This is a genomic window from Neisseria lisongii (assembly GCF_028463985.1).
GTDB lineage: Bacteria > Pseudomonadota > Gammaproteobacteria > Burkholderiales > Neisseriaceae > Neisseria > Neisseria lisongii.
The window spans coordinates 497890-517087 of the sequence record NZ_CP116766.1 but is presented as its reverse complement, the minus strand read 5'-3'; the positions used below and the strand labels follow the sequence as shown (position 1 = coordinate 517087).

At 47.7% G+C, this 19198-nt stretch carries 17 protein-coding genes; 8 read left to right on the top strand and 9 right to left on the bottom strand.

All coding sequences use genetic code 11. The features are described 5' to 3' along the window. Positions 1-61: 61 nt before the first annotated feature. The 4 genes from PJU73_RS02310 (at position 62) to prmB (ending at position 3248) form a co-directional block, all read left to right on the top strand. The gene (locus PJU73_RS02310) at positions 62-679 is read left to right on the top strand and encodes a LysE family transporter (protein WP_237090829.1); all 618 of its coding nucleotides are present in this window, start codon (positions 62-64) and stop codon (positions 677-679) included. Between the two features lie 66 nt (positions 680-745). Next, positions 746-1177, top strand: coding sequence for an NfeD family protein (locus PJU73_RS02305; RefSeq protein ID WP_371871487.1), 432 nt, complete (start codon positions 746-748; stop codon positions 1175-1177). A 12-nt stretch (positions 1178-1189) separates the two neighbouring features. Next, positions 1190-2158: an SPFH domain-containing protein gene (locus PJU73_RS02300; RefSeq protein WP_237090828.1), complete on the top strand. Its 969-nt coding sequence runs from the start codon at positions 1190-1192 to the stop codon at positions 2156-2158. A gap of 190 nt (positions 2159-2348) precedes the next feature. Continuing rightward, a complete protein-coding gene (gene prmB / locus PJU73_RS02295; protein ID WP_237090827.1) occupies positions 2349-3248 on the top strand; it encodes a 50S ribosomal protein L3 N(5)-glutamine methyltransferase in 900 nt (299 codons plus the stop codon). A 246-nt stretch (positions 3249-3494) separates the two neighbouring features. Here the strand turns inward: prmB and PJU73_RS02290 are convergent, their stop codons facing one another. Both PJU73_RS02290 and ppsA read right to left on the bottom strand, forming a co-directional pair. Then, positions 3495-4229 carry a toxin-antitoxin system YwqK family antitoxin gene (locus PJU73_RS02290; protein WP_237090826.1) on the bottom strand — a complete coding sequence of 245 codons (735 nt, stop codon included), beginning with the start codon at positions 4227-4229 and terminating at the stop codon, positions 3495-3497. A gap of 214 nt (positions 4230-4443) precedes the next feature. Continuing rightward, complete coding sequence (gene ppsA, locus PJU73_RS02285) at positions 4444-6834, bottom strand: phosphoenolpyruvate synthase (RefSeq protein ID WP_237090825.1); 2391 nt, start codon at positions 6832-6834, stop codon at positions 4444-4446. A gap of 423 nt (positions 6835-7257) precedes the next feature. Here ppsA and ppsR point away from each other — a divergent pair, with 423 nt between their 5' ends. Beyond that, positions 7258-8079, top strand: coding sequence for a posphoenolpyruvate synthetase regulatory kinase/phosphorylase PpsR (ppsR, locus tag PJU73_RS02280; RefSeq protein ID WP_237090824.1), 822 nt, complete (start codon positions 7258-7260; stop codon positions 8077-8079). A gap of 79 nt (positions 8080-8158) precedes the next feature. Here the strand turns inward: ppsR and PJU73_RS02275 are convergent, their stop codons facing one another. From PJU73_RS02275 to PJU73_RS02265, 3 genes are read right to left on the bottom strand one after another with little or no spacing between them, the layout of a single operon-like run. Continuing rightward, positions 8159-9478 (bottom strand): MFS transporter, encoded by a 1320-nt coding sequence (locus PJU73_RS02275; RefSeq protein WP_237090823.1) that lies wholly within the window; start codon positions 9476-9478, stop codon positions 8159-8161. Further along, positions 9459-9656, bottom strand: coding sequence for a cbb3-type cytochrome oxidase assembly protein CcoS (gene ccoS / locus PJU73_RS02270; RefSeq protein ID WP_237090822.1), 198 nt, complete (start codon positions 9654-9656; stop codon positions 9459-9461). Before ccoS ends, PJU73_RS02275 begins: the two co-directional genes overlap by 20 nt. Next, complete coding sequence (locus PJU73_RS02265) at positions 9656-9973, bottom strand: HLGFF motif protein (RefSeq protein WP_237090821.1); 318 nt, start codon at positions 9971-9973, stop codon at positions 9656-9658. Before PJU73_RS02265 ends, ccoS begins: the two co-directional genes overlap by 1 nt. Before the next feature lie 267 nt (positions 9974-10240). Between PJU73_RS02265 and PJU73_RS02260 the strand changes: the two genes are divergently transcribed. Together PJU73_RS02260 and PJU73_RS02255 are read left to right on the top strand one after the other, a co-directional pair. Next, positions 10241-11437, top strand: a complete 1197-nt coding sequence (locus tag PJU73_RS02260; protein ID WP_237090820.1) for an acetate kinase — start codon at positions 10241-10243, stop codon at positions 11435-11437. Between the two features lie 519 nt (positions 11438-11956). Next, positions 11957-13126, top strand: coding sequence for an NAD(P)H-dependent flavin oxidoreductase (locus PJU73_RS02255; protein WP_237090819.1), 1170 nt, complete (start codon positions 11957-11959; stop codon positions 13124-13126). 313 nt (positions 13127-13439) lie between these two features. Here the strand turns inward: PJU73_RS02255 and PJU73_RS02250 are convergent, their stop codons facing one another. Continuing rightward, the gene (locus PJU73_RS02250; protein WP_237090818.1) at positions 13440-15506 is read right to left on the bottom strand and encodes a capsule polysaccharide biogenesis protein; all 2067 of its coding nucleotides are present in this window, start codon (positions 15504-15506) and stop codon (positions 13440-13442) included. A 409-nt stretch (positions 15507-15915) separates the two neighbouring features. Here PJU73_RS02250 and PJU73_RS02245 point away from each other — a divergent pair, with 409 nt between their 5' ends. Next, positions 15916-16929 (top strand): IS110 family RNA-guided transposase, encoded by a 1014-nt coding sequence (locus PJU73_RS02245; protein ID WP_272606690.1) that lies wholly within the window; start codon positions 15916-15918, stop codon positions 16927-16929. Between the two features lie 69 nt (positions 16930-16998). Here PJU73_RS02245 and PJU73_RS02240 read toward each other — a convergent pair whose 3' ends face one another. The 3 genes from PJU73_RS02240 to PJU73_RS02230 all read right to left on the bottom strand — a co-directional run bounded on the left by PJU73_RS02240 (position 16999) and on the right by PJU73_RS02230 (position 19197). Continuing rightward, on the bottom strand, positions 16999-17934 hold the full coding sequence (locus tag PJU73_RS02240; protein ID WP_237091905.1) for a KpsF/GutQ family sugar-phosphate isomerase: 936 nt from the start codon (positions 17932-17934) through the stop codon (positions 16999-17001). 62 nt (positions 17935-17996) lie between these two features. Further along, complete coding sequence (kdsA, locus tag PJU73_RS02235) at positions 17997-18851, bottom strand: 3-deoxy-8-phosphooctulonate synthase (RefSeq protein WP_237091906.1); 855 nt, start codon at positions 18849-18851, stop codon at positions 17997-17999. A gap of 58 nt (positions 18852-18909) precedes the next feature. Next, the gene (locus PJU73_RS02230) at positions 18910-19197 is read right to left on the bottom strand and encodes a hypothetical protein (RefSeq protein ID WP_237091907.1); all 288 of its coding nucleotides are present in this window, start codon (positions 19195-19197) and stop codon (positions 18910-18912) included. Position 19198 lies beyond the last annotated feature (1 nt).

Below are 19198 nucleotides of genomic sequence, written 5' to 3'. Positions count from 1 at the left end.
TGATAAACAGCCGCTTATTATATTCAATCCTTTGCCCTTTGTTGAACTGTTTTTGAAAACCATGCTTTGGAATATTGTGATTGTCCACCTGCTCGGGCTGATGAGTCCCGGCCCCGATTTTTTCTATATTGCCCGCACGGCGGCGCTTTACGGCCGCAAAACGGCATTGTTTGCCGTCGCCGGAATCGTCTGCGGCGTGATGTTTTGGGCATGTGCCACCATGCTCGGGCTGTCGCTGCTGTTCAACACGTTTCCGCTGCTCAATGCCGTTTTGGTGTGCCTCGGTGCTGCTTATTTGATGTATTTGGGCAGCAAAATGCTGAAAACCCGTGAAAACGTGCAGTTTCAGGAATATGCGCCCGATGCCGCCGCAACCGTCCGCCCGTGGCAGGAAGCGAAAAAAGGGCTGTTGGTCAATCTGTCCAACCCCAAAGTGGTGGTGTATTTCGGCAGCGTGATGTCGGCGGTGTTGGCAGATATGGCTTCCGAACAGCAGATGGCGGGCGTTTTACTGCTGCTTTTGGTGGAAACCGCCGCCTATTTTGCCCTAATCGCCTTTCTGTTTTCAGGCGGAGCGGTCAAACGGTTTTACAGCCGCTACGGCCGCTATGTGGACAATGTGTCCGGATGCTTTTTTATCGGTTTCGGGATTTACTTGATTTTTCGGACATTTGCCTGATTTTCAGACGGCCTCACCCAACGAATATGCTATGATTAGCTGTTGCAACCAACAGAAGTGAGAGAGATGATGACGACTTGGCTGGTGATTGCCGCCGCAATCCTGATTACCGAACTGTTTCTCGGCACGGTTTATCTGCTGGTGGTCAGCTTGGCTGCTGCAGGCGCAGGGCTGGTTGCCGCCTTCTTTAGCGACAGCGTGTCCATACCGCTGTTTACCGCCGCCCTGTTGTCCGCACTCGGCATCGCCTGCGTCCACACTTGGCTGAAACGCCGCCGCCCGACAGAGAAACAGGCCGACAATGATTTGGATATCGGACAAAGCGTCCAAATTCTGCAGCGGCTGCACGACGGCCGCTACGAAGTTGCCTACCGCGGCACGCATTGGCAGGCGCAGGCTGTCAATCACGACCACGGCCACGCCGCCGAATCCGCCGTTATTGTCGGCAAACAGGCCAATACCCTGTTAATCCATCTGCACCAACCGTCCCAACCATAGAAAGGAAACCCCATGATTTTTGACTTATTGCTCAGCTTGCCGGTGATTCTGCTGGCCGCCGTTGTGATTTTCGGTTTCAAAGCCTTTGTCATCGTTCCCCAACAACAGGCCTATATTGTCGAACGTTTGGGACGTTTCCACAAAACGCTGACACCGGGTTTGAGCATTCTGATTCCCTTTATCGACCGTGTCGCCTACAAACACACCCTGAAAGAAATCCCGCTCGATGTTCCCAGCCAAGTCTGCATTACCCGAGACAATACCCAACTGACCGTGGACGGTATTATTTACTTCCAAGTAACCGACCCCAAACTGGCCTCTTACGGATCGAGCAACTACATCATGGCGATTACCCAGCTGGCACAAACCACCCTGCGCTCGGTTATCGGCCGCATGGAATTGGACAAAACCTTTGAAGAGCGGGACGAAATCAACAGCATTGTAGTCGCCGCTTTAGACGAAGCCGCCATATCGTGGGGTGTAAAAGTGTTGCGTTACGAAATCAAAGACTTGGTTCCGCCGCAGGAAATCCTGCGTGCCATGCAGGCGCAAATCACCGCCGAACGAGAAAAACGCGCCCGCATCGCCGAATCCGAAGGCCGCAAAATCGAACAAATCAACTTGGCCAGCGGTCAGCGGGAAGCCCAAATCCAACAGTCTGAAGGCGAAGCCCAAGCCGCCATCAATGCTTCCAACGGCGACAAAATCGCCCGCATCAATCAGGCACAGGGTGAAGCCGAAGCCTTACGCTTGGTTGCAGAAGCCAACGCCGATGCCATCAGCCGGATTGCCCAAGCCCTGCAGACACCGGGCGGCAACGAAGCCGTCAATCTGAAAGTGGCCGAACAATATGTCGAAGCCTTCGGCAAATTGGCCAAAGAAAGCAACACCCTGATTATGCCCGCCAACATCGCCGACATCGGCAGCCTCGTTTCCGCCGGTTTGAAAATTGTCGAGCGCCAAAAATCGGCACAACCGTAAACATTTTCCTACTGTTGGCAATATCATCAAAAACCATCTGTTTGCAGATGGTTTTTTTGCTTTATTATGATTCACTATAAAACCGTACATTTTCAGACGGCCTGCTGCAATGATTATGCTTTAAAGTGAACCCACTATACTGCACCGCTCTGTTATAATGCCGCTTTCTTTATCTAAAATTTCAAATATCATGTTTACCCAAGCCGCTCAAGAACTTTCCACCGTCCGAGACCTTCTCCGTTTTACCGTCAGCCGCTTCAACGATGCGGGGCTGTTTTTCGGCCACGGTTCGGACAATGCCCACGATGAGGCCGCCTATCTGATTCTGCACACGCTGAATTTGCCTTTGGACAGTTTGGAGCCTTATTTGGATGCCAAGCTGCTGCAACACGAAAAAGAAGAAATTTTGTCGCTGGTCAAACGCCGTGTTACCGAGCATATTCCGGTTGCCTACCTGACCAATCAAGCTTGGCAGGGTGATTTTGATTTTTATGTGGACGAGCGGGTGATTGTGCCGAGATCGTTTATTTACGAATTATTGGGCGATGCGCTCACGCCTTGGATCGAGCATGACGAACTGGTTCACCGTGCCTTGGATTTATGCACCGGCAGCGGTTGTCTGGCCATCCAAATGGCGCACCATTATCCCGCCGCTGAAATTGATGCGGTGGATTTGAGTTTGGACGCTTTGGAAGTGGCCGCTGTCAATGTAGAAGAATACGGCTTGGAATCCCGCATCAACCTGATTCATACCGATTTGTTTGAAGGCTTGGAAGGCACGTATGATTTAATCGTTTCCAATCCGCCTTATGTCGATGCCGAATCGGTTGCCGAATTGCCCGACGAGTATTTGCACGAACCGGAACTGGCATTGGGCAGCGGCGAAGACGGCCTGGACGCTACCCGTGAAATCCTACTGCAGGCAGCAAAATTCCTCAATCCGCATGGCGTGTTGCTGGTAGAAATCGGCCACAACCGTGATGTTTTGGAAGCCGCCTATCCCGAACTACCGTTTACCTGGCTGGAAACCAGCGGCGGCGACGGCTTCGTGTTCCTGTTGACCAGGGAACAGCTGTTGGGCGAAGAATAAACGGAAAATATGTGAATCCACTTAATAATCCATACAATTTTCAAATACACTCGTCATTCCGACGAAAGTCGGAATCCATCGTTCAGATTCGGTAACCGTCAAGAAAAAACAGTTACCTAAACCGCCGAAATGGATTCCGACTTTCGTCGGAATGACGGGGTATTAAGTTTGGAATATTCTAAAAATTCGGTTGATTGACTATAGATAATTGATGCCGTCTGAAAACCGGTTTTCAGACGGCATGATTTATTCGGTTTGATAACCGTCTTTATCCCAAGTCCGTTTTTTGATGACTTTGTCGTTTTGATACAGCAGCTCGGATTTTTTCGAGCCGTCTTCATACCAATCCAATACAATGCCGTTGCGCATACCGTTGCTGATGGTGATATCCGTGAGCAACCGCCCTTCTTCGTCCCAGCTGACAATGCGCACCGGCTTGTTGTCCGACATCACCATTTCAGATTTCGGTTTACCGTCAGCATACCATTGCCGCCAATAGCCGTTGGCCTTATCCTGTTTGAACTGGATTTCGCTCTCTTTTACCCCGTTGCGGTAATAACGTGAACCGACACCCTCGCTCAAACCGTTGATATAAGGCATCAATGCCGATTTTTTGCCGTTCGGATACCAGTTTATCCACTCGCCGTTGGGCTTGCCGTTTTTATAGCTACCGACCATTTTTTTCTGGCCGTTGAAATGCCATAAAGTCAGCGTGCCGTTATTCAGCGTCGGCACAAATACCTTAATCTGTCCGGCAGAAACCTGATAAGGATCGGAATATTTTTTCATCGACGGATAGTAAAAATCCTGAACCTGCGCCATTCCGGATTCGATTTTATATTGCCGGACATACGCCACCGCCGACATCGTCGCTGTTAATTTTCCGTATTGGTTGAAATAAACCGAATGCGTCTGGGCAAATGCGTTCACCGACACAGCCAACGATACCGAAGCCAGAGCAATTTTAGGAAATCCGTGCATATTTTTCTGTTCAAAACCGATTTGTTTCAATAGAGCCGAAACTATTATCGCCCATACGGTGCAATAAAATGTTTCAACTATATCCCTGATTATTAAAATGTGATTATATAGCAAAGCAGGCAACAAACCAACCAAACCCACTCAGCCACCAAACATAAAAAAAAACCGCCCTGACAATGCAGAGCGGTTTCATACCGTTTTTCAGACGGCCTTGTTAGGCTTTGTTCAGCTCGTTGGCCAGATACAGCCAAGTTTCGATAACGGTATCAGGGTTCAGAGACACGCTTTCGATGCCTTCTTCCACCAGCCATTTGGCAAAATCAGGGTGATCGGAAGGGCCTTGACCGCAAATGCCGACATATTTGTTTTGTTTGCGACAGGCAGAAATTGCCAAATGCAGCATTACTTTAACCGCCGCATTGCGTTCGTCAAATGTTGCCGCAATCGGGCCGCCGCTGTCCCGATCCACACCCAGCGTCAGTTGGGTCATGTCGTTTGAACCGATGGAGAAGCCGTCAAAGTATTGCAGGAACTGCTCGGCCAGCAATGCGTTGCTTGGCACTTCGCACATCATAATCAGACGCAAACCGTTTTTACCGCGTTCCAAACCGTTTTCTTTCAACGCTTTCACCGCCAATTCGGCTTCCGCCAAAGTACGGATAAACGGAATCATGATTTCAACGTTGGTCAGACCCATTTCGTCACGGACACGTTTCAGAGCTTTACATTCCAGCGCAAAGCAGTCGGCAAAATCTTCCGACACATAACGTGCCGCACCGCGGAAGCCCAGCATCGGGTTTTCTTCATGCGGTTCATAAATGCTACCGCCGACCAGATTGGCATATTCGTTGGATTTGAAGTCGGACATGCGGACGATGGTTTTACGCGGATAAACCGAAGCGGCCAAAGTCGCCACGCCTTCGGCGATTTTATCGACATAGAAATCCACCGGAGAAGCATAACCGGCAATACGGCGGGTAATTTCGGCTTTCAGCTCGTCGTCTTGTTTGTCAAATTCCAACAAGGCTTTCGGGTGGATACCGATTTGGCGGTTGATGATAAATTCCATGCGTGCCAAGCCGATACCTTCACTCGGCAGGCTTGAGAAGCTGAACGCCAATTCAGGATTGCCGACGTTCATCATCACTTTTACCGGCGCTTTCGGCATATTGTCCAAAGCCACATCGGTAACGTTTACCTCCAACAAACCTTCGTAAATCAGGCCGGTATCGCCTTCGGCACACGATACGGTTACTTCCTGACCGGCATGCAGACGGCTGGTCGCATCGCCGCAGCCAACAACCGCAGGAATACCCAATTCACGGGCAATAATCGCTGCATGACAGGTACGGCCGCCACGATTGGTTACAATCGCAGAAGCACGTTTCATCACTGGTTCCCAATCCGGGTCGGTCATATCGGTTACCAGCACATCGCCCGCTTCCACGCTTTCCATTTCGGAAGCGTCTTTGACCAGACGCACTTTACCTTGGCCGACTTTCTGACCGATGGCACGGCCTTCGGCCAATACTTTTTTCTCACCGCTGATGGCATAGCGGCGCAGGCTGCGGCTACCGTCTTCCTGCGACTTAACGGTTTCCGGACGGGCTTGCAGGATATACAGTTTACCGTCGATACCGTCTCGACCCCATTCAATGTCCATCGGACGGCCGTAGTGTTTTTCAATAATCAGAGCGTAATGTGCCAACTCGGTTACTTCTTCATCGGTAATCGAGAAGCGGTTGCGGTCTTCTTCAGGCACATCGATATTCGCCACCGATTTACCGGCTTCGGCTTTATCGGTGAAAATCATTTTAATCTGTTTCGAACCCATGGTTTTACGCAGAATAGCCGGTTTGCCCGCTTTCAGCGTCGGTTTGAATACATAGAATTCGTCAGGGTTTACCGCACCCTGCACCACGTTTTCGCCCAAACCGTAAGACGAGGTAACAAATACCACTTGGTCGTAACCGGATTCGGTATCGATGGTAAACATCACGCCGGACGAACCGCTGTCGGAACGCACCATGCGCTGCACACCGGCAGACAGGGCAACGATGTCGTGTTCAAAACCTTTGTGAACACGGTAAGAAATGGCACGGTCGTTATACAGCGAAGCAAATACATGGTGCATGGCTTCTTTAACGTTTTCCAAACCATTGATATTCAAGAATGTTTCCTGCTGACCCGCAAACGAAGCGTCCGGCAGGTCTTCTGCGGTGGCAGAAGAACGTACGGCAACGGAAATATCTTCGCTACCGGCATCGGCAACCATTTTGTTCCATGCCGCTTCGATTTCGTTGTTCAGCTGCTCGGGGAACGGCGTATCCAAAATCCATTGGCGGATTTCTTTGCCCACACGTGCCAATTCGGCAACATCATCAACGTCCAATTCAGCCAGTGCGGCGGAAATACGGTCGCTCAGACCCTCATGCGCCAAAAAGGCACGGTAGGCATCTGCGGTGGTGGCAAAACCGCCGGGAACACGTACGCCTTTCTCAGTCAGCTGACTGATCATTTCGCCCAAAGAGGCATTTTTACCGCCCACGCTTTCCACATCGGTCATGCGCAGGTTCTCAAACCAAATTACATAGTTTGCAGCCATTTTTCATCCAGTTCGTGTATGTTAAAAAAGAAATGAATCCGCTGGCCTATTCTAAGCGATTCAAACTGTCTCTGTCATGTATTTTTTCGGTTTTCGCAAGGATTATTACCGCACAGGCCGTCTGAAAAATTGCGGCTTCCGGCCGTGTAGTCGATTGAAATCCAATACACCGATACTTTTCAGACGGCCTTATCTTCTTGTAAAACATAACGTTTGAAACAAATCAATGAATTTTAAATATTTACGTTATTTGGAAATATTTGGCATTATATTTCAATTTATCTATTTTATTAAAATTAATATGCGTTAAGTTTTTTATGGTTTTGTGTTGTAATTATCTGTAATTTTACCGTAGCCGCTTTATTCCCGCCGCCGCTCTTGTTATGATAACAGTCAATTTTCCCTTATTCAGAAAGACCCGCCATGAATACTCCCCGACACGTTTTCTATATTTCCGACCGCACCGGCCTGACCGCCGAAAACATCGGCGAAGCGCTGCTCAACCAATTCGGCAACCTGCAATTCAAACGCTCGACCTATCCATTTATCGATACGCCGGAAAAAGCGCTGGCCGTAGTGGAAAAGGTCAACCGCTCCGCCCAAGAACACGGTGTGCGCCCGATTGCCTTTGTCAGCGTGGTCAATCACGAAATCCGCCACATCATCAAAGAAGCCAATGCTTTTGTGATCAACTTCTTCGATACATTCTTGGGTCAGCTCGAAAAAGAATTAAACGCCCAAGCCACGCTGTCGCTGCAAGGACATCACAGCATCGGCAACACCCAACGCTACGATGCCCGCATGGAAGCGGTGAACTTCTCGCTCAACCACGACGACGGCGTAAGCGATAAAAATCTGAAAGAAGCCGATGTCATTCTGATGGGCGTATCCCGTTCCGGCAAAACCCCGACCTGTCTCTACCTTGCCCTGCAATACGGCATCCGTGCCGCCAACTATCCGCTGATTCCCGACGATTTGGAATCCACCGACCTGCCCCGCATGGTGAAACCTTACAAAGACAAACTGTTCGGCCTGACCATCCAACCCGAACGCCTGCAGGCCATCCGCCAAGAACGCCGCCCCAACTCCACCTACGCCAAAATCGACACCTGCCGCAGCGAAGTGTCCGACGCACAAGCGATGTTCAAACGGTTCAATATTCCGTTTACCAACACCACCGACAAATCAGTGGAAGAACTCGCCGTCCATATTCTGCAGGCATGCAAATTGAAACGGCGGTTTTGATTGATAACAACACAATAAAACCGAGGCCGTCTGAAAATCATGATTTTCAGACGGCCTCAATGGTATCAACCAACTATTTTTACGGAATTTTCCTGCGGAACACATCCGCAATGCCGTATAAAAACTGCGGTTCACGCTTAATCAGGTAGGCCAGCAGCACCGGATTGCCGACGGCGACAATCAGATAGAGCAAGGTAATGCTGTCAAACAACATCAATAAAACGGCACTCAACAAGGCGGCGCTGACCATGAAAATGCCGTTGATGATGTTGTTTGCCGCCACGGCATGGGCGCGGAAGGTTTCGCTGCTGGCGGTTTGCAGCCATGTGTAAAGCGGTACGGAAAAAAAGCCGCCGAAAAAGCCGATAGCCGCCATCACCGCCATCACCGGATAGGCTTTGCTCTGCGACAGAAACCAGCCGATGCCGTTTAATTCCTGAAAACGGGTATCGTATGTCAGCCACACCAGCAGCAGACCGCAGACGGTCAGACCCAGTGTGCCGAGCGATACCCAGCCGAGTGTGAGCCTGCCGCCGCTGATTTTGGCACACAATACCGATCCGGCGGCAATGCCGACGGAAAACAGTGCCAACATCAAATTAAATACGTTGTCGTTGCCGCCTAGATGGATTTGGGTAAACGTCGGCAACTGCGTGGTATAAACCGAGCCGACAAACCAAAACCACGAAATGCCGATAATCGCTGTCCATACCTGCGGCTGTGCGGCGGTTTCCCGAATCAGTGCCGAAGTGCCTTTGACGATGTTCCGTTCTATTTTGGTATCCGGCACTTTGGCGGCGACAGACGGCATAAACAGGCTGGACAGCGTTCCGGCGGCGGCCACCGCCACCACTGCAATGCCGACAATATGCGGCGGCACACCGGCAATCGCCGTGCCCAAAATCTGGCCGAACAAAATAGCGATAAATGTTCCCGATTCAATCAGGCTGTTGCCCATAATCAGTTCTTTATCGTTTAAATAATCGGGCAGAATGGCATATTTGAGCGGCCCGAACAGCGTGGACTGCGTTCCCATGCAAAACAGGCAGAACAACAGCAAAGATGCCGACTGAATATAAAACCCAAACGCCGCCAGCGCCATCACGACAATTTCCAACACTTTGACCCAACGTGCCAACACAGCTTTGTCAAACTTGTTGCTCAACTGACCCGACAAAGCCGAAAACAGAAAATACGGCAGAATAAACAGCAAAGCGCCGAGATTCAGCATTTGGCTGGCGGGCAGAATATCGTTTTGCCCCAAGCCGTAAAAGCTGATCATCACAAACAATGCGGTTTTAAAGATATTGTCGTTGAATGCGCCGAGAAACTGGGTACAGAAAAGCGGCGCAAACCGCCGCTGCGTTTGGAAATTGAGATTATCTTTTTTGATGCTCATCGGCTTCGTCTTTATCTTTATCCAATAATTTATCGGTGGAATCATCGTCCATCAAAATACGGTAAGCCGGCCCTTCCAAATCGTCAAATTGCCCGCTTTTGCCCGACCACCAGAAAAAATAGCCGATACAGAATGCCAAAATAATACTGATCGGCACCAAAATAAACATACTTTCCATTAAATCATTCCCGTCAAATCGTTCAAAATCAAATGGCAGCCCGAAAGCGTGAGATATTCGTTGCGGATGCTGCCGATATTTTCGCTGCCGGCAAACAGTTCGACATGGTCTTTTTCCACCCGCCAATACAGCGGTTCGTCCGATTCGGCCAATGCCGACACCACTTGTGCGGCAGCCTGATTTTCAGACGGCTTCTCGCTCTGCAGCTTGAGCGTAAACCTGCCGCTTTGCGGTTGGGATTGCGTTTCATCGTCGGCAATCATCACAAAAAAGCCCAAGTGGCTGCCGTCTTGGGTATGGAGACTGAAATAGTGCATGGTAAAGCCTTAATTTTTCATATTTTACAGTAGGCGCAACACCGCCCGAATCTGTCTAATGTAACAGTTTGAATGTATCCTGAAAAGAGCGAAGCCGTTTTTGCGGCAAATATTATCGCCCCGATTAACATTTTATTTCGCCTTATTTCGACAAAATGGTAGAATACGCACTATTTTATTCATCAACCCGTTTCAGACGGCATCGGCATTCCTGCCCGCACAGAATATCCGCCCACAAAGGCCGTCTGAAAACACTAGGAGCAATTTATGTCCCAACAACTGATTTTGGTTTTAAACTGCGGCAGCTCGTCTCTGAAAGGTGCTGTATTGGACAACGCCAGCGGCGACGTTCTCTTGAGCTGTCTGGGTGAAAAATTAGGTCTGCCCGATGCCTACATCACATTCAAATTCAACGGCGAAAAAAACAAAGTCCAACTGAGCAGCAACCCCAACCACACCGGCGCAGTAGAAGCCTTGATGGAAGAATTGAAAAAACACGGCTTCGACAGCAGCATCGCCGCCATCGGCCACCGCGTTGTCAGCGGCGGCGAAACCTACAGCGAATCCATTCTGATTGACGAAGCCGTGATTGCCGGTATCGAAAAATGTATCCCGCTCGCCCCACTGCACAACCCCGCCAACCTGCTGGGCATCCGTGCCGCCCAAGAAATCTTCAAAGGCCTGCCCAACGTTGCCGTATTCGACACTGCATTCCACCAAACCATGCCGGAACACGCCTATATGTATGCCGTTCCGCAAGAATTGTACAAACAACACGGCCTGCGCCGCTACGGCTTCCACGGCACCAGCTACCGCTACGTTGCCGACGAAGCCGCCCGCTTCCTCGGTAAAGACAAAAACAGCCTGCGCATGGTCATCGCCCACTTGGGCAACGGCGCATCCATTTCCGCCATCGCCGAGGGCGTTTCCAAAGACACCAGCATGGGCCTGACCCCGCTGGAAGGCTTGGTAATGGGTACCCGCAGCGGCGACATCGACCCCGCCGTATTCGGCTTCCTCGCCGACAACGCTGGTTTGAGCGTCAGTGAAGCCACCGACCTGCTGAACAAAAAATCCGGCCTGCTGGGCTTATCCGGCCTTTCCAGCGACTGCCGTGCCATCGAAGAAGGCGCACTGGAAGGCCATCCGGGTGCCAAATTGGCGCTGGAAGTATTCGTTTACCGACTGGCAAAATATGTCGGCAGCATGGCCGTTGCCGCCGGCGGCTTGGACGTATTGGCATTCACCGGCGGTATCGGTGAAAATTCCGACATCATCCGCAGCAAAGTGCTGGATTACGTCAGCTTCCTCGGCTTCACCGAAGACAAAGAAGCCAACACCAAAGCCCGCTTCGGCAATGCCGGTGTAATCACCACCGCCGACAGCAAAGCCATCGCTGTGGTAATTCCAACCAACGAAGAACTGATGATCGCTCAAGACACCGCCCGTCTGAGCGGCCTGTAACCCCGTTCATCTCTACCTCACCCCGCCTTATGGCGGGGTTTTTCTTTTGCCTGATGGGATGAAAAATGTACAGCCCCAATTTCTATAGTTAAAACACCGAATTTTCCATACAAAAGCAGGCGTAGATTGTGGTTAGCGAGGCACGGGCGTAATCCAACAAAATCTTATGTTTCAAGGTATTTTCAATCGTGTTGGGTCTCGACCCAACCTACGCCCTGTTTAAAAACCGTATGAATTATTCAGTATATTCACTATAGTGGAGTAACCTCAAAGCACTACATCGTTGGCTTCGCCTTGCCGTACTATTTGTACTGTCTGCGGCTTGCCGCCTTGTATTGCTTTGAGGTTATTCCACTATAATCATTTTAAAATCAAAAACTTTTTAATTTATTTTGTATTATTACTCTAATTTTACATTTTTTAGAGTACAATACCTAAAAATCAAACAAATGCCGTTTTCAGACGGCCTGTCCGACACATCAAATCCGCATTCAGACCGATATTTTAAAGAGGAAAACCATGCACACACCATTTGATCCGTTGATTATTCGCAACAAATCCCTTATACCGATTGTTCAGGGCGGTATGGGTATCGGGGTTTCTGCCTCCGGCCTTTCCAGCGCCGTGGCACGGGAAAACGGTGTCGGTACGATTGCCAGCGTGGATTTGCGCCATCTGCATGAAGATTTGCTGGCGGAATCTAAAATCAATCCGAGCGAAGAAAAATATACCCGCCTCAACCGAATTGCCCTCGATCGCGAAATTACCAAAGCCAAAGCCGATGCCCAAGGCAACGGGATGATTGCGGTGAATGTGATGAAGGCGGTGAAAGACCATGCTGCTTATGTTCGCCAAGCCTGCGAATCGGGAGCCGATGCGATTGTGATGGGTGCAGGTTTGCCGCTGGATTTGCCCGAAATGACCGAAGGTTATCATAAAGATGTCGCTCTGCTGCCGATTCTTTCCGAATCCCGGGGCATTAATATCGTGTTGAAACGCTGGATGAAAAAAGGCATTCTGCCTGATGCCATTGTGATTGAGCATCCTGCCCATGCCGCCGGACATTTGGGCGCTGCTTCGGTCAATGGTGTAAACGATGCCAAATTTGAGTTTAAACGGGTGATTGAAGAAACGTTTGAAGTCTTTAAAAACCTCGGTTTGGAAAGCGAAAAAATTCCGCTGGTGCTTGCCGGCGGCATGGCAAACTTTGAAAAAGTCAGCACTGCCCTAAAAAGCTGGGGCGCTTCTGCCGTGCAAATTGGCACGGCTTTTGCGGTAACCAAAGAAGGCGATGCCCACGATAATTTCAAAAAAACGCTGCTGGGTGCAACCACCGAAAAAATCGTTGAATTTATGTCGGTTGCCGGCCTGCCCGCCCGAGGCGTACGCACCCGTTTTTTAGACAGTTATATCAAGCGTGAAAGCAAGTTGCAATCTGCCGCCAAAGCCGATCCACGCCGCTGCACGCAGGGTTTGAACTGCCTTTCCACCTGCGGCCTGCGCGACGGTTTGGACAAAATCGGCCAATTCTGTATCGATATCCAACTGGCTGCTGCATGGCGGGGTGAAGTGGATAAGGGATTGTTTTTCCGGGGTAAAGACCCGCTTCCGTTCGGCCAAACCATACGCACGGTGCGGGAAACCGTCCAATATCTGCTCAACGGCACGATGCCCGCCGCAGCCAAATAGTTCCAAATAATAGTGTATAGTGGAATAAGCTCAAAGTAATACAGGGCGGTAAGCCGAAGCCAACGATGTATTGCCTTTGAGCTTATTCCACTATAAAAACATTGCCAATGCCGTCTGAAAAATACAATCCGTTTTCAGACGGCATATTTTCTGTTTTTCTGCTCGCTGATACAGTAATCCTGTAAGAAACAACCGCATTGTTTACACAACCGCTTGAGAAAAATAAGCCTATAAAACTTCAAGTGAATATTTATTCAGTATTGTCTTTCAAATACTGCAAACAACGCTAGGATTTCTTACAGATAATCGCCATCTATTGGCGAAATAACACCCGCCACAACTGTTTCCCTTTACCAAGTTGTTTTGCAAGCCAACTGCGTTGTAGTCCGCCGTCTTTGAGTGCTTTGCGTTGGGCGAGCAAAATATTCACCGCTGTTGGGGCGTTGGTGAGTTTTTGAGTGTGAGGATTAAGATAATCAGGGTAATCCAACAGCACGCCGGCGGTGAGTTCGTCTAGCGTTAGTGTTCGGCTACGGCGAGAAAGATCGAGATGATCAACGGTCAATCCCCAGTGGGCGTAGAACGGTGAGCCGTAGCAATGGACGGTTTTATGGCGTAATAATGCCTCAAAACCCGCCAGCGAGGTCATCGTATGCACTTCGTCCACTTGCTGAATACAATCCAAAATATTGGCGGTCAGCACAATTTCATTGGCATATTGTAGGGCGATTTCAGTCGGAATATTGCCGACACGGTTGCCACTCACCACATCGGGGTGCGGTTTGTACAGAATATAGGCATCGGGATTGTTGGCTCGCACGGTTTTGAGCAAATCCAGATTGCGTTTAATCTGTGGCGAACCAAGGCGGATTGAGGCATCATCTTCCACTTGCCCCGGCACAAGCAGGCTTTTTTTGCCGTGGCTATTCAGCTGAAAACGGCTATTGCCCACGTTATACTTACCGATATGGCTCGCCACCAGCTGTTCACGCAAACGCTTTGCACTTGTCAGCTCTTCCGCATTAAATGCTTTGTTTTGTAAAATCTGCTCTAAACGAGAGGGCTGTTCGGCATTGAAATAAATGCCTAAATCATCGATCACTAAGGACAGCGGGGCAACCAGATTTGAGCCCAGCCCGACTGAACGGATAAAGCCATCTTCCATTCGCCATAATGGTAAATTATGTTGCTCGGCAAATGCCAGAATCTCAGGTTTTCCTTGCCCCCATACTAAGATTTTGCACCCTACAAGCGGTCGTTTTTGGCTGATTTTCTGCAATTTTGCCAAAGACACAAATTCGATTTCGCAGGCAGGCGTGTTGAAAAAGGGGATAACCACCGCACGTTTCCAAAGCGACATTCCCACCGCATAAACCTTGCCCGCCAAGCGTTGATTACGCTGTTTGGCTTGTTTGAGGTAATCAATCACATCAAAAATCGTGCCGAGTTGCTGATTATAAGGGTTGAGATAACGGCTGTATTGCAGATAGGCACAGGCAAACAGTTGCAAAAACGAGCGTGGCTGACGGCGTTCGCCGAGCGTTGCAACGGCGGGGTTGCGGTCGTCCGTCAGCCCCCAACCCGCATACCAAGGCACGCCAAACGTAACCACAGGTTTGCCCAACAACAACGCCTCAAACCCCATCTGCGAGGTAACACAATAGACTTTTTCCGCGTAATTCAGCAAAGAAATCGGATTAACATTTTCGCTAAATAGCCGAATTTTGTCGCCATAATCCTTCAACGTCGTCAAATAACCACGTTTCTTCCCACTTAATACATCTGGATGGGTTTTCACCCAAATTTGTGCATCGGGATTTTCCGCAATAGCACAATCCAGCATCGTCTGAAAATCCTTTTCATCGGCTTGACCATAGCGTACCGCCATATCGCCGAAGGTTTGATCGATTACTAACACCACTTTTTCAGACGGCATCGTCGGCACAAAATCGGGGGCATGGTTATATTTGGACAGCTGAAAAACTCGCAAAAAATCGCCCGCTCTTTTTGCCTGAGCCAAACATTCTTCTGAAAGATCGGCTTGTAAAATCAGCTGTTCCAAGCGGGATGGGCGAGTGGTATCGTAATAAATCCCCATATCGTCCACCACCAACGACAACGGCGGTTCACCATTTACCCCCAAACCAAGCGAGCGTAGAAAGCCGTCTTCCAAGGCTACAAACGGCAAGCCCTGCTTTTCCGCCACCACCCGAGCCTTACGAGTAGATGGACGTAATCCCCAGCCAGCAACTTGTTGAGCTTGAGGTTTCCGCCACAAAGCAGAGTGCGTAATATCCCATTCAGGAAAAAACGCCTTAAGATGTGGAATCGCCAGAATGCCACGAGAGAGGATGAGGGTTTTTGTGGTTGAGTTATTCATATTATTGCTTGATAACGTTGTTGTGGGTGTGTTGGGTTATCTATAATTTCTACATTTTTTGTATTTTTGTCGGTTAATTCAATTTTGTAGGTTGGGTTAGCGAGGTACGAGCGTAACCCAACATTTCTAATTTAATCTATTAAGTTTCCATTTAGCTCTACTGATTTATATTGTTGGGTTACGCTCGCAAGCTCGCTAACCCAACCTTGTATAAGAAACACCACCCACAAGATAAAATAAAAAGCCCCCGACAGAAGCAGCTATCAGGGGCGGGATTGAAAACAGAGTTGTACGCCAACCTTGGGCTTCAAAGCCCGCGACGTAGATAAAAGCCTGTTTTCAATGTCCAAACACCCCGAATAGTATCATAGACATGCTGTGCATAGTCTGCATTCACAAGGTTAGGAGCATGATGGACACCCCATTTTATTTTATCGGCATCGATATTGCCAAGTTAAAGTTCGATGTTGCGGTTAAAAAATCCGCAAAAGTGTATCAACACCACCAGTTTGAGAACCATCCGCAAGGTTTTGCTGCTTTGAGCGAATGGCTGAACAGCTTTTCGGATAAGCCGCTCTATATCGTGATGGAAGCGACAAACGTCTATCACGAAAGGTTGTGCGAATACTTATATGCGGCCGGACATTCGGTAGTCGTGATTAATCCCAAATGTGCCGCCAACTTTGCCAAAGGTTTGAACTTACGTTCCAAAACCGACAAAGCGGATGCCAAATTACTTGCCCGCTTAGCCGAAAGCTATGTTCATGAGTTTGACCTGTGGCAACCGAAGGGCAATAACGAAAAAGCCTTATTGCGCCAACTTCGTCATCTCGAACATTTAAAAACAGCGCTGACCAAAGAAAAAGTCCGGCTGCAGATGCTGTTGGACGAGTATGCAATGGCTTCGTCCGAACGTCTGATTGCTTTTCTTGAGTGCGAAGTCAAAACCGTTGAAACGCATATTCATCAGTTGGTGAAACAGGATGATCAGTTGAAACACAACCATCATCTGCTGAGCAGTATTCCCGCCATCAGCAAAACCACAGCCTGTTGGCTGCTCGCCATACTGGGCGACGGCACTCGGTTTAAAAACGGACGTGCTGCTGCGACCTACGCCGGACTGACCCCGATGGTCAGACAATCGGGAACGAGTGTAGATAAGCGGGTCGGTATCTCCCGTATCGGACAGAGTGATTTGAGGAAGATACTCTATATGCCGGCCGTGTCGTTTTGCTTTGGCAAATATAAGGACAGTATTTACAGCTCGTTTGTCCAACGCTTGCTGGAGCGTAATAAACTGGCGAAAAAAGCCGTGATTGTGGCTCTGATGCGTAAACTCGTGACCATTGCCCAATCTGTATTGAAGTACCAACAACCCTTTAACGAAGAACGCTATGCGAAAATGTGTCTGGATAAGGCTTGATTTGTTGGGGGGCTTATAGTATCTACTTGTTATTAACCCAACCTTGTTACTATTTATGAAAAATAATTCTTAGCTAGTAAACTCAACAACACCTGAAATTTGACCTTGTGCATCTAATGCAACAAGGGAATGAATATGTAGTTCTTTCATCTTTTCTTCGGCTTTACCTATATACTCATCTTCAGAGATTGTCTTAGGGTTTTTACTCATCATATTTTCAGCCATATAGCTCAGGCTATTTGCACCTTGTCTAGCTAATAATCGGCGTATATCGCCATCAGTGATAATTCCTTTAAGTTGATGATTTTCTACAACAATAGCTACACCAATTCGTCCTTCATTCATTGCGGTTAGACATTCTTCAAATGATGCATTTGGGGCAACTAATGGTAGTTTTCTAATCATTACATCTTTCACTCGACATAATAATTTTCTACCTAAACTACCGCCAGGATGATATAGAGCAAAATCTTCCGCTTTGAAATCACGAGCTTTAATTAGTGCAATTGCTAATGCATCACCTAAAGCCATTGTGATCAAGCTAGAAGTTGTTGGAGCAAGATTGTTTGGGCAGGCCTCTCTTTCAATGCTAATATCTAAAACAATATCGGCATGTTGTGCTAATGTAGATTCAGATTTACCAGTGATGGCAATAATTTTATTGCCGAAATTTTTTAGGCTTGGAATAAGTTTATTGATATCGTCTGTTTCACCGCTATATGAGATAAGAATCACGATATCAATCGGTTTTAACATACCTAAATCGCCGTGAAAAGCCTCTGTTGGATGTAAAAAGAAACTTGGCGTGCCAGTTGATGCAAATGTTGCCACCATCTTTTTACCTACTAATCCAGACTTTCCAATACCAGATACTACTAATCTTCCTTCGCAAGATAGGATTAAATCAATGGCCTGATTAAACGAATCTGATAAATTGTTATTAAGTCTAGAAATAGCTTGTTGATACAAACTGAGTGCTTCTTGAGCATTAACTAAATGATTCATTGATCTCTCCTTTTAAAGATAAAAAGTGATTATCAAATAATAATCACTTTTCTTGAGTTGTTTTAATTTGCTGTATCAAGTTCATCAAATGATTTGACTAAATCATCTATTGCTTTCATTTGATATACAAAATCTTCTAATTTAGATAATGGCAATGCAGATGGTCCATCACATTTAGCTTGATCTGGGTTTGGGTGAGCCTCTAAAAATAGCCCTGCCAAACCGATAGCTAAACCAGCTCTCGCAAGTTCTGTAACTTGAGAACGACGACCGCCAGATGCAGCACCAAAGGGATCCCGGCATTGTAATGAATGAGTTACGTCAAAAATAACCGGTGAACCTTTGGAAACTTTTTTCATTATATTGAAACCCAGCATATCAACAACCAGGTTATCGTAACCGAAATTAGAACCACGATCACATAAAATCACTTTATCGTTACCACATTCTTCAATTTTTTCTACGATATTTCCCATTTGGCTTGGGCTAAGAAATTGTGGCTTTTTCACATTGATAACAGCCCCTGTACGAGCCATTGCCTCTACCAAATCAGTCTGACGAGCAAGGAAAGCAGGTAATTGAATAATATCAGCGACTTCAGCAACTGGTTTACATTGATAAATTTCATGCACATCCGTAATTACTTTTACGCCAAAAGCCTGTTTGAGTTCTTGAAAAATTTTCAAGCCCTCTTCTAAACCTGGTCCACGGTAAGAATGAATAGATGAGCGGTTTGCTTTATCAAATGAGGCTTTAAAAATATAAGGCACACCTAATTTTTGTGTAACTTCTACGTATTTTTCACATACCTGCATTGCCATATCACGGCTTTCAAGTACATTCATTCCACCAAACAAGACAAAAGGTTTGTTGTTGGCGATTTCGATATGGTCGAGTTTAATAATTTTATTAGCCATAATGTTACCTATTTTAGTAAAAACAATCTCTTAAATAATTTAAAGAGCTTGCAAATATTTATTTTTGTTTTTTAGTAAAGAAAACTCGTCCTAAACGAACTAAGCCATTTTTAGAATCTGCGCAAAATAAGTAAGGATCTCTTTTAAATTTTGCCCATTTTGCTTTTCTTACATCTTCAGCAGGCTTCTGATATGAAACTATATCACTCGACATCTTAGTTGCAGTATGCGTATCTGCTTTGGGAATATCTACCGCTTTAGGTGGATGAGCTTCCTTTTTCTCTACTTTTTTATCAGCTTGTTTGGAAGGCGGTGAAACAGGATTTACCTTATTTCCGCCTTCCAAT

Excerpts from the sequence above, each read along its gene's own strand:
- ppsR (WP_237090824.1), top strand. The coding sequence starts at position 7,258 with ATGAATACTCCCCGACACGTTTTCTATATTTCCGACCGCACCGGCCTG.
- ppsA (WP_237090825.1), bottom strand. The coding sequence starts at position 6,834 with ATGGCTGCAAACTATGTAATTTGGTTTGAGAACCTGCGCATGACCGAT.
- kdsA (WP_237091906.1), bottom strand. The coding sequence starts at position 18,851 with ATGGCTAATAAAATTATTAAACTCGACCATATCGAAATCGCCAACAAC.
- PJU73_RS02300 (WP_237090828.1), top strand. The coding sequence starts at position 1,190 with ATGATTTTTGACTTATTGCTCAGCTTGCCGGTGATTCTGCTGGCCGCC.
- PJU73_RS02290 (WP_237090826.1), bottom strand. The coding sequence starts at position 4,229 with ATGCACGGATTTCCTAAAATTGCTCTGGCTTCGGTATCGTTGGCTGTG.
- PJU73_RS02275 (WP_237090823.1), bottom strand. The coding sequence starts at position 9,478 with ATGAGCATCAAAAAAGATAATCTCAATTTCCAAACGCAGCGGCGGTTT.
- PJU73_RS02240 (WP_237091905.1), bottom strand. The coding sequence starts at position 17,934 with ATGAATCATTTAGTTAATGCTCAAGAAGCACTCAGTTTGTATCAACAA.
- PJU73_RS02260 (WP_237090820.1), top strand. The coding sequence starts at position 10,241 with ATGTCCCAACAACTGATTTTGGTTTTAAACTGCGGCAGCTCGTCTCTG.
- PJU73_RS02250 (WP_237090818.1), bottom strand. The coding sequence starts at position 15,506 with ATGAATAACTCAACCACAAAAACCCTCATCCTCTCTCGTGGCATTCTG.
- PJU73_RS02265 (WP_237090821.1), bottom strand. The coding sequence starts at position 9,973 with ATGCACTATTTCAGTCTCCATACCCAAGACGGCAGCCACTTGGGCTTT.
- PJU73_RS02310 (WP_237090829.1), top strand. The coding sequence starts at position 62 with ATGCTTTGGAATATTGTGATTGTCCACCTGCTCGGGCTGATGAGTCCC.
- ccoS (WP_237090822.1), bottom strand. The coding sequence starts at position 9,656 with ATGGAAAGTATGTTTATTTTGGTGCCGATCAGTATTATTTTGGCATTC.
- PJU73_RS02305 (WP_371871487.1), top strand. The coding sequence starts at position 746 with ATGATGACGACTTGGCTGGTGATTGCCGCCGCAATCCTGATTACCGAA.
- PJU73_RS02245 (WP_272606690.1), top strand. The coding sequence starts at position 15,916 with ATGATGGACACCCCATTTTATTTTATCGGCATCGATATTGCCAAGTTA.
- prmB (WP_237090827.1), top strand. The coding sequence starts at position 2,349 with ATGTTTACCCAAGCCGCTCAAGAACTTTCCACCGTCCGAGACCTTCTC.
- PJU73_RS02255 (WP_237090819.1), top strand. The coding sequence starts at position 11,957 with ATGCACACACCATTTGATCCGTTGATTATTCGCAACAAATCCCTTATA.